The 443-nt window shown below is 31.4% G+C and carries 1 protein-coding gene; it reads right to left on the minus strand.

What is annotated here, in order from left to right; all coding sequences use genetic code 11:
• Positions 1–25: 25 nt before the first annotated feature.
• Positions 26–400 carry a phage tail terminator family protein gene (locus tag ACTQZK_RS13235; RefSeq protein WP_141426554.1) on the minus strand — a complete coding sequence of 125 codons (375 nt, stop codon included), beginning with the start codon at positions 398–400 and terminating at the stop codon, positions 26–28.
• Positions 401–443 lie beyond the last annotated feature (43 nt).

Below are 443 nucleotides of genomic sequence, written 5' to 3' on the forward strand. Positions count from 1 at the left end.
CACTTACATTTTTTTTAACTGCCATCTATTCTTCACTCCATTCGATTAATTGAGGAAAAGCAACATTAAAATTAACATGTTGAATTCCGTCTGTTTTAAATGTCTGATAATCTTCTGAAAATAGTTCATTTTCATCTAAATTCAAAACATTAAAAAAAGCCCCACATTTTTCTGTTAGGCTTGTTACTAATTGTTTATTTTTCTTGCTATCAACTAACGCAATATCAACGTTATATGCTTTATTCTGAACGTTTTGGCCAACATTATCAGTCAAGCTTTCTTCTACGCTTAAAACAAAATAAAACGGTTCTGACGATTGCATCACATCATCAAGATAGATAGGTGCATCCGAGAACTGTTTTATTTTGCTAGTAAGCATTTTTAAAATTTTATCGTACATACCCTATCCTTTCTTCGCGATGACAATCGCCATTTGTTTAAAC

The organism is Paraeggerthella sp. LCP19S3_G8 (genome assembly GCF_052119225.1).
GTDB lineage: Bacteria > Actinomycetota > Coriobacteriia > Coriobacteriales > Eggerthellaceae > Paraeggerthella > Paraeggerthella hominis.

Bases quoted from the DNA above. Each gene is read 5' to 3' on its own strand.
- ACTQZK_RS13235 (WP_141426554.1), bottom strand. From the start codon at position 400: ATGTACGATAAAATTTTAAAAATGCTTACTAGCAAAATAAAACAGTTC.